General features: G+C 53.3%; 7 protein-coding genes and 2 pseudogenes. 3 read left to right on the plus strand and 6 right to left on the minus strand.

Features of this window, described 5'->3' with window-relative positions; genetic code table 11:
• From QZ506_RS00015 to envZ, 3 genes are all read left to right on the plus strand, one after another.
• The coding region (locus QZ506_RS00015; RefSeq protein WP_291968255.1) for an IS1 family transposase at window positions 1-111 on the plus strand (111 nt) is incomplete at its 5' end.
• 80 nt (window positions 112-191) lie between these two features.
• Window positions 192-911: a two-component system response regulator OmpR gene (gene ompR, locus QZ506_RS00020; protein ID WP_291968250.1), complete on the plus strand. Its 720-nt coding sequence runs from the start codon at window positions 192-194 to the stop codon at window positions 909-911.
• On the plus strand, window positions 908-2281 hold the full coding sequence (gene envZ, locus QZ506_RS00025) for a two-component system sensor histidine kinase EnvZ (RefSeq protein ID WP_291968251.1): 1374 nt from the start codon (window positions 908-910) through the stop codon (window positions 2279-2281). Before ompR ends, envZ begins: the two co-directional genes overlap by 4 nt.
• A 55-nt stretch (window positions 2282-2336) precedes the next feature.
• On the opposite strand, the gene pckA is transcribed toward envZ, so the two are convergent.
• The 6 genes and pseudogenes from pckA to QZ506_RS00055 form a co-directional block, all read right to left on the minus strand.
• Window positions 2337-3974 (minus strand): phosphoenolpyruvate carboxykinase (ATP), encoded by a 1638-nt coding sequence (gene pckA, locus QZ506_RS00030; protein ID WP_291968252.1) that lies wholly within the window; start codon window positions 3972-3974, stop codon window positions 2337-2339.
• Between the two features lie 215 nt (window positions 3975-4189).
• Window positions 4190-5062 (minus strand): Hsp33 family molecular chaperone HslO, encoded by an 873-nt coding sequence (gene hslO / locus QZ506_RS00035; RefSeq protein ID WP_291968253.1) that lies wholly within the window; start codon window positions 5060-5062, stop codon window positions 4190-4192.
• Window positions 5063-5086: 24 nt separating this feature from the next.
• Window positions 5087-5496 (minus strand): annotated as a pseudogene (gene hslR / locus QZ506_RS00040) (ribosome-associated heat shock protein Hsp15).
• A gap of 40 nt (window positions 5497-5536) precedes the next feature.
• On the minus strand, window positions 5537-6226 hold the full coding sequence (yrfG, locus tag QZ506_RS00045; protein WP_291968256.1) for a GMP/IMP nucleotidase: 690 nt from the start codon (window positions 6224-6226) through the stop codon (window positions 5537-5539).
• Between the two features lie 109 nt (window positions 6227-6335).
• Entirely contained in the window at window positions 6336-8411 is a 2076-nt protein-coding gene (locus QZ506_RS00050) for an IgaA/UmoB family intracellular growth attenuator (RefSeq protein WP_291968254.1), read from the minus strand.
• 80 nt (window positions 8412-8491) lie between these two features.
• A pseudogene (locus QZ506_RS00055) lies at window positions 8492-8572 on the minus strand (lipoprotein); the annotation flags it as partial.

The raw sequence follows: 8572 nt of genomic DNA on the forward strand, positions 1-8572 counted from the left end.
CTGCGTAACCGATTGCAACGGCTCAATCGCAAGACGCTCGGATATTCAAAATCATCCGAAATGCACGATAGGATCATCGGTACTTACATCGAACGCGAGTACTACGTTTGATGCTACATCAACTCATTGAATACACGACCGTTTTTTGAACAATACGGCATCGGCAGCGATTACGCTTTTGGAGAATGAAAATGCAAGAGAACTATAAAATTCTGGTAGTAGATGATGATATGCGCCTGCGCGCACTGCTGGAGCGTTACCTGACGGAGCAAGGTTTTCAAGTACGTAGCGTAGCCAATGCTGAACAGATGGATCGTTTACTGACGCGTGAGTCTTTTCACCTGATGGTGCTGGACCTAATGTTACCGGGTGAAGATGGGCTCTCTATTTGCCGTCGCCTGCGCAGCCAAAGCAATCCGATGCCCATCATTATGGTGACGGCGAAAGGGGAAGAAGTTGACCGTATCGTTGGCCTGGAAATTGGCGCTGATGACTACATTCCTAAACCGTTTAACCCGCGCGAGCTGTTGGCGCGCATCCGTGCCGTGTTGCGCCGTCAGGCGAACGAACTGCCGGGGGCGCCGTCACAGGAAGAGGCGGTGATCGCCTTTGGCAAGTTCAAGCTTAACCTTGGCACGCGCGAAATGTTTCGCGATGATGAGCCGATGCCGTTGACCAGTGGAGAATTTGCGGTGTTGAAAGCGTTGGTCAGCCACCCGCGTGAGCCGTTATCTCGCGATAAACTGATGAACCTAGCGCGTGGTCGTGAATACAGCGCCATGGAGCGCTCCATCGACGTGCAGATCTCGCGGTTGCGCCGTATGGTGGAGGAAGATCCGGCGCATCCGCGCTATATCCAAACCGTCTGGGGCCTGGGATACGTCTTTGTACCGGACGGCAGTAACGCATGAGACGATGGCGCTTTTTTCCGCGCAGTTCGTTTGCCCGGACGCTGTTGCTGATTGTTACTCTGTTGTTTGTCAGTCTGGTCACCACCTATCTGGTGGTGCTCAATTTTGCCATTTTGCCAAGTTTGCAGCAATTCAACAAAGTTTTGGCCTACGAAGTGCGCATGCTGATGACTGACAGGCTGCAACTGGAGGATGGCTCTTCGCTGGAAGTGCCACCGGCGTTCCGGCGTGAAATCTATCGCGAGCTGGGGATTTCCCTGCATACCAACGCCGCGGCGGAGGAGAGCGGCCTACGTTGGGCGCAGCACTACAAGTTTTTGAGCCAGCAAATGGCCCAGCAGCTTGGCGGCCCGACAGATGTACGCGTTGAAGTCAGCAAGAACACCCCCGTGGTGTGGTTGAAAACCTGGCTTTCACCCGATATCTGGGTGAGGTTGCCCCTGACGGAAATCCATCAAGGCGACTTTTCTCCGCTATTCCGATACACGCTGGCGATTATGCTACTGGTCATCGGCGGGGCGTGGCTGTTTATTCGTTTGCAGAACCGGCCGCTGGTGGAGCTGGAGTATGCGGCGCTGCAAGTGGGGAAAGGCATTATTCCACCCGCTTTGCGTGAGTATGGTGCCTCCGAGGTTCGTTCGGTAACGCGCGCTTTCAACCAGATGGCGTCAGGGGTCAAACTGCTGGCTGACGATCGTACGCTCTTGATGGCGGGCGTTAGCCACGATTTACGCACGCCGTTAACACGTATCCGGTTGGCAACCGAGATGATGAGCAAGGATGATGACTATCTGGCTGAGTCCATCAACAAGGATATTGAAGAGTGTAATGCCATTATCGAGCAGTTTATCGACTATCTGCGTACGGGCCAGGAGATGCAGATGGAGGCGGCGGATCTGAACAGTATTCTGGGCGAGGTCGTGGCGGCTGAGAGCGGCTACGAGCGCCAGATTGACAGCGATTTCTCCGACGGTGAACTGATGGTGCGTATCAGTCCGCTCTCCATCAAACGTGCGGCGTTGAATCTGGTAGTCAATGCGACGCGCTATGGTAACGGTTGGATCAAGGCCAGCAGCGGACGAGAACTGCAACGCGTCTGGTTCCAGGTGGAGGATGATGGTCCGGGTATCGATCCTGCGCAACTGGCACATCTGTTCCAACCGTTTGTGCGCGGCGACAGCGCGCGTACTACCAGCGGTACGGGATTAGGGCTGGCAATCGTGCAGCGTATCATTGATGCGCATGACGGCTCGCTAGACGTGGGCACCAGCGAACGCGGTGGGCTGTGCGTGCGTGCTTATCTGCCCTTACCCCATGATCGGACCAAAGAAGGGTCGTCAGCTGTTGAAAAAGAGGCGTCAGAAGGGTGAAACATGGCGGTTTACGCAGAAGAAAAAAGCGCGGGCTTGCCCGCGCTTTTGCGTTTTATGGTGCGATTTCCGCCCCAATTTCTGGTCCGGCGCTCACCAGCGCCTGACCCGCAGGGGTGTCGGTATACTTGTCGAAGTTGGTGCAAAAACGCTGTGCCAAATCTTCGGCTTTCTCTTGCCACTTCGCTCGACTGACATAGGTGTTGCGCGGATCCAAAATCTGAATATCGACGCCGGGCAGTGAGCGCGGAATAGCCAGATTGAAGATTGGCAACGTATGCATTTCAGCATCATCAATGCTGCCATTGAGAATGGCATCAATGATGGCACGGGTATCTTTAATCGAGATGCGTTTCCCCGAACCGTTCCAGCCGGTGTTCACCAGATAGGCTTGTGCCCCTGCGGCTTTCATGCGTTTGACCAGAACTTCTGCATAACGTGTGGGATGGAGCGACAGGAACGCCGCACCAAAACAGGCGGAAAACGTCGGCGTAGGCTCGGTGATCCCGCGCTCTGTGCCAGCCAGTTTGGCGGTGAAGCCGGACAGGAAATGGTACTGCGTCTGGTCGGGCGTCAGGCGAGATACCGGCGGCAGAACGCCGAAAGCATCGGCCGTGAGGAAAATCACCTTACGAGCGTGTCCCGCTTTGGAAACCGGTTTGACGATGTTGTGAATATGGTAAATGGGATAGGAGACGCGGGTGTTCTCTGTTTTGCTGCCATCGTTAAAATCCACGCTGCCATCTTCCCGTACCGTGACATTCTCCAGCAGCGCATCGCGTTTGATGGCACCGTAAATATCCGGTTCCGCTTCTTTCGACAGTTTGATGGTTTTGGCGTAGCAGCCACCTTCAAAGTTGAACACACCGTCATCATCCCAGCCGTGCTCGTCGTCGCCAATCAACTGGCGCTTCGGATCGGTGGACAGCGTGGTTTTTCCGGTGCCGGACAGACCGAAGAAAATGGCCACATCACCTTTTTCTCCGACGTTGGCTGAACAGTGCATGGAAGCGATGCCCTTGAGCGGCAGCAGATAGTTCATGATCGAGAACATCCCTTTCTTCATTTCGCCGCCGTACCAAGTACCGCCGATCAGTTGGATCCGCTCCGTCAGGTTGAAGGCGACAAAATTCTCTGAGTTCAGCCCCTGCTCCTGCCATTGTGGATTGGTACATTTCGCCCCGTTCATCACGATGAAATCGGGCTCAAACTGCGTGAGCTCATCCTCTTGCGGGCGAATAAACATGTTTTTGACGAAGTGGGCCTGCCAGGCAACCTCGGTGATAAAACGCACTTTCAGACGGGTATCGGGGTTGGCTCCGCAGAAGGCATCGATGACAAACAGACGGTTGCCGGACAGTTGCTCGGTCACCAGTTGTTTCAGGTGGATCCAGACTTCCTGAGTCATGGGGTGGTTATCGTTCTTGCCTTTGCCTTGATCCGACCACCACACGTGTTCACGCGAGGTGTCATCACGAACGATATATTTATCTTTGGGCGAACGACCGGTAAAAAACCCGGTGTTGACGGCGATAGCGCCCAGTTTGGTTTCTCTGCCGCGTTCATATCCCTCCAGGTCGGGAGCGACCTCTTCCTGGAAAAGTACTTCATAACTCGGATTGTAGACAATCTCGCTGACATCGCGGATTCCATAAGCGGCGAGGGCTTGTGGTGCAATACCTTTGATCTGCATATCGCTACTCCTCAATAGTTATAGTCATACTGATAATCATTGTACTGAGTAAGCCTATTTTAGCTGGGATAACAATCATAAAATTAAATAATTTGAGACATAGTTTTGTTTAATTTTCGTTAAGTGAAACGATTCTCCTCCTGTGGGAACGAAAAATGAAGACGTGCACCGAAGTTCCCGCTTAGTCAGTAGCTTGGTATTAACGATATCTACGATCAATGCCTTGTAGCGTCTGCGTTGGCGTGACGAATGTCACTGATCTCACTGGCGCTGAACAAGTAGTGAGTACCACAGTAATCGCAATGCATATCGATTTCTTGTTCTTGCTCCAACATCTCATGCAGATCGGCATCCGACAGCGTCATTAATGCATCTGCGCAACGTTCACGCGAACAGTGACAGTGAAACGATACGGCCTGCGGCTCGTAGAGCGTCACCGATTCCTGATGGTAAAGGCGATACAACACCTCGTTCGCAGGCAGGGTAAACAGCTCTTCGTTTTTGATGGTTGTTGTCAATTGCACCAGATGATCAAAATCGTCGTGGCCGACGTGCTGGGCGGGCAGCACTTGCAGCAGCATGCCTGCGGAAACCGGGCGGCCTTCATGCTCCCCGCTGCGAATAAACAACCGGGTAGGCAACTGTTCGGATTGCAGGAAATAGTTTTCCAGACAGCTGGCAACCGGATCGCCCTCCAGACCCACCACGCCTTGATAGCGCTCACCTTCCTCGGGCGTAATGGTGATCACAAGATAGCCATTACCTACCATGTCACGCAGCGTCGCGTTAGGCGTAATCTCGCCTTGCAAGCGGGCAACGCCGCGCATTTTCTGCTGATTATTGCCGTTGATGACGGCGAGTTTCAGCGGGCCGTCGCCTTGAAGCTGTACGGTGATATCGCCACTGAACTTCAACGTCGCCGTCAACAGGCTGGTGGCGGCAAGCATATCACCCAGAATCAGTCGCACCGGCGTCGGGTAGTCGTGGTTTTCCAGAATCTTTTGGTAGGTATTACTGACCGTCACCAACTCGCCGCGAACGGCATGATTTTCAAACAGATAACGGTGTAGTTGGTCATGGTTGGACATGTTTTCTCTCTTAATGGACAGGAACTACTCTGAATCACTTTGCTTAAATTTTATCAGGTCGCGCCGTTCTTTTTTATCGGGACGACGATCCGGGTGCGGCATCGTCATGGCGTTCATCTTGCGAGCCAAGGCGACCTTTTCGCGTTTTTCGACGCTTTGCTTGGTCTCTCGATACAGCAATTGCGCTTCAGAGGTGCCGAGCGACGTTGTGAACTGAGGGCTGAGATCAGTACGGTGCGTTCGTCGTTGCCCTGGCGCAGTTTGATTTCAGCATCCAGTTCTACCAACTTGCTGGGCTTGGTGCGCTGCCCATTGTAATGCACCTTGCCGCCGTCGATGGCTTCGCGCGCGACAGCCCGGGTTTTGTAAAATCGAGCAGCACAGAGCCATTTGTCCAAGCGAATACTGTCATCTGACTCGGCCTTCTCTTTCATATCAACCTCTTGCTCATACACGTCTGGAGAATAAAACGCATTATCCGGACGCGCGTTGCGCCATGCGTAAAGCGGGCAGGAACGCCAGATAATCATTCATAGCTGGATGGCGAGCAAAGGATCTCTCCTGCTGGCCTGAGTCAGGATTGGTGACTCCCAGGCAGTAGCGCAGGCCAAACGTTTTGGCAGCATCCAGAATCGGTTCGCTGTCATCGATAAACAGCGTGCGTTCAGGATCAAATCCAACCTGCGCGTGCACCTGTTGCCACAGTTGCTGATGCTCCTTCGGATACCCATACGTATGGGTGGAAAGTAATAAATCAAGGTGTCTGTCGAGCCCGGTATGCGCCATTTTGACCGCCAGACCGTGTGGATGAGCGTTGGTAAGCAATACGCGCTGTTTACCACTGGCGGCCAATGCGGCGAGAAACGGCTCGGTATCGGCGCACAAACGGGCGCGTGCGCCTATTTCACTGGTCATCTGATAGATATCAAGACCGAGGCGTTCGCTCCAGTAATCAAAGCAGTACCAGTTCAATGTGCGTTGAACGGCGTGATACTCCCGGTCAATCACCGCTTTGGCATCCCTCAGGGAGATATCCCTTTCCTCGCTCAATCGCTGCGGTACCAGTTGCAGCCAGAAGTAGCTGTCAAAGGCCAGGTCCAGCAGGGTGCCATCCATGTCCAAGATAACGGTATCGATATCATTCCAATTGAGATCTTGCTGCATCTCTACTCCGGTAGCGGCGGCGGGGGCATCGTGCAGAAAAACACCGCGTCGCACGGTGTCGGTAGCATGCTCTCTGCGGTCGTCAGCAACGGGTCGTGTTTAGACGCGCCTAATCATTCATCCGGTATGCGCGGCCTTCCATCAAGATAGGTGTGGCGAGTCGGGTTGAAAAGCACGCATCGTAGTACTGTTTGATATCGCGTTCGCGCTGCTGACTTTTGCGCATTTTTACCAGCATCAGCGCCAGATTTGCAACCAGCACTACCGAGAGCACCAGCATCAATAACCCAGTGCCGAAATAGCGCCACAGCGTGATGGCGTCAGGATCTCTGCGTAAATTGATGTGCTGCGTTCCGTTGGCATCGGTGGATAGTTGCGTGATAAACCCTTTGGCACTAAAGGGTGTGTGCAGCAGCATGGCGGAAAGCCGTTGAAACTCTTGCCATTGCTCTGTTGCATGATATTCATTAAACGGCTTGGGCGGCAGCGGGTAGTTTACGAGTTGGCGGCCTTCGTCGCTGCGGATAAGGAAGCCGCTGGGTGGCGGGCTGTTCAGCGAGTCGGTGGCCGCGTTAATCTCTTGGTAGAAAAAAGACTCCGTGGCGCTGACCACCAACGATTCCAGCGATTCAGCATTAACGGAACGCAGCAGAACGTTCATCCCCTTAAGCGATCCTGATTTTGCGCGTCTGACCAAGGCATCCCAGGTTTTCACATTGCCCAGATTGACCAGCGCATTTTTCAGCCGCGTGCAATCCTCTTCACGCGTACACAGATCCTGAGTTTTCAGCACGATATTAGAGAAATTGTTGAGCAGCACCATACCTGATTTCTGAATGGCGGACGCGAGCTGCGTACTGACTTTACCTTCATCGTTGGTCACGGGATGCAACTGTGCGTTCACCACGGACAGTAGCGCCGACGCTTTTTCGATTACGTCCGACTTAGGTAGCGGTAACGACACGGCCTTGTTCCAGTAGATGGCAGAGCAATCAAACGGGGTAAAAGCAGAGGGCTTTACGTTACCCGGATAGCGGTTGCCCGCAGGCACATCGCACATGCCAGTGCTTTGAATATCCAACTTATCGCCGATTTTCAGGTGGGCGTTTTGCAATTCGTCAACCTGTACCACTTTGATATTCTGTGCGCCGTGCAGCCAGCTCATGCTCAGGTTGAGCGGTAATTCCAACGGCAAGAAACTGAGCAGCAAGATAAGGGGCAGTAGCGCACCCGCAGAGAGAATCAGGTTTTTTCCAAAGCGCTGAAGGGGGAAACGGCTGACTTCCTCGTGGAGCGAGAGAAATTCGCCTTGGCGAACGACCTGACGATTCAGATAGATGTCGACTTGGGTTTTCTGCGCCAGATCGTAGGCGATATAATGCTGCCAATGGGGGGGATAGATAAGATCGATATTGCCCAGCGAAATATTGCAAATCTGCTCCTTGTTCGATTCGCCAAACAGTCCGAGGCACTGTGGCGTACCATTCAGGCAATGTACCTCTTGCAGTTCACGCTCGGAGGGGGCGCGAAACAGCTGCCAGCAGCTCCAGGTCGCCAGCAGCACGGCGGCAGCGGCAATCCAGGGCATCACCGCCAACGGCGTCATCAGGCTGATAAACAACAGCAGAAAAGCCAATGAAATCAAAAGCGATTCACGAATGCCCGATGCGTGATGTACGGCGTATTCTTCTCGTGTTTCCTTGCGAACGGCAACCATCTCGGCGCGTTCATTCCCCTCTTCTCGAATCGAGGCATTACGTTCAGGTATTACCGGAGGCGGTAAAATGTTCTGATCGCTGTGCCCAACGCATTCACTCAAGGAACGTCCGTTGAGCGCAACGACCAGCGGAATTGAGCGGGTGTTAATCAGCTCAATATGGTTGTTCTCGGTGATGTACTGTTCCCAGTCAGCAGGCAGGTGTATCTCTTGTGTATCAATAAAATAACGCCATTTGTTCGCCGTGTTGGTAGTGAGGCCATAACGCGTAATGCTGTGGGTGAGCACATAGACGCGCGGATCTTGGCGAGTACGCTGTAACACTGGCAACGTGCTGGGAGCTGACAGTTGCAGATTGGCGAGTGTCAAATAGCGCTCTATGGCGGCACGCTCATCGTGCGTTAATGTACGTTCTCGCGTGTGCATGACGGCGAAGGACGGTTTTATAAAAGGCAAATGGAGACGCATATGGTATCCAGTGTAACCTCCGATGGGCTTTGTTGAATAAATCAGAACCTGTAATGACTGCGCCCCATACGGGTCGATTGTTACGTGATGCGAATACTGTTCGGCATTCCTAATAGCGTGATCCGGTTAAGCGCTTTGACCATGGCCATGGCTTCACCCAC

This window comes from Candidatus Symbiopectobacterium sp. (assembly GCF_020054415.1).
Taxonomy (GTDB): domain Bacteria; phylum Pseudomonadota; class Gammaproteobacteria; order Enterobacterales; family Enterobacteriaceae; genus Symbiopectobacterium.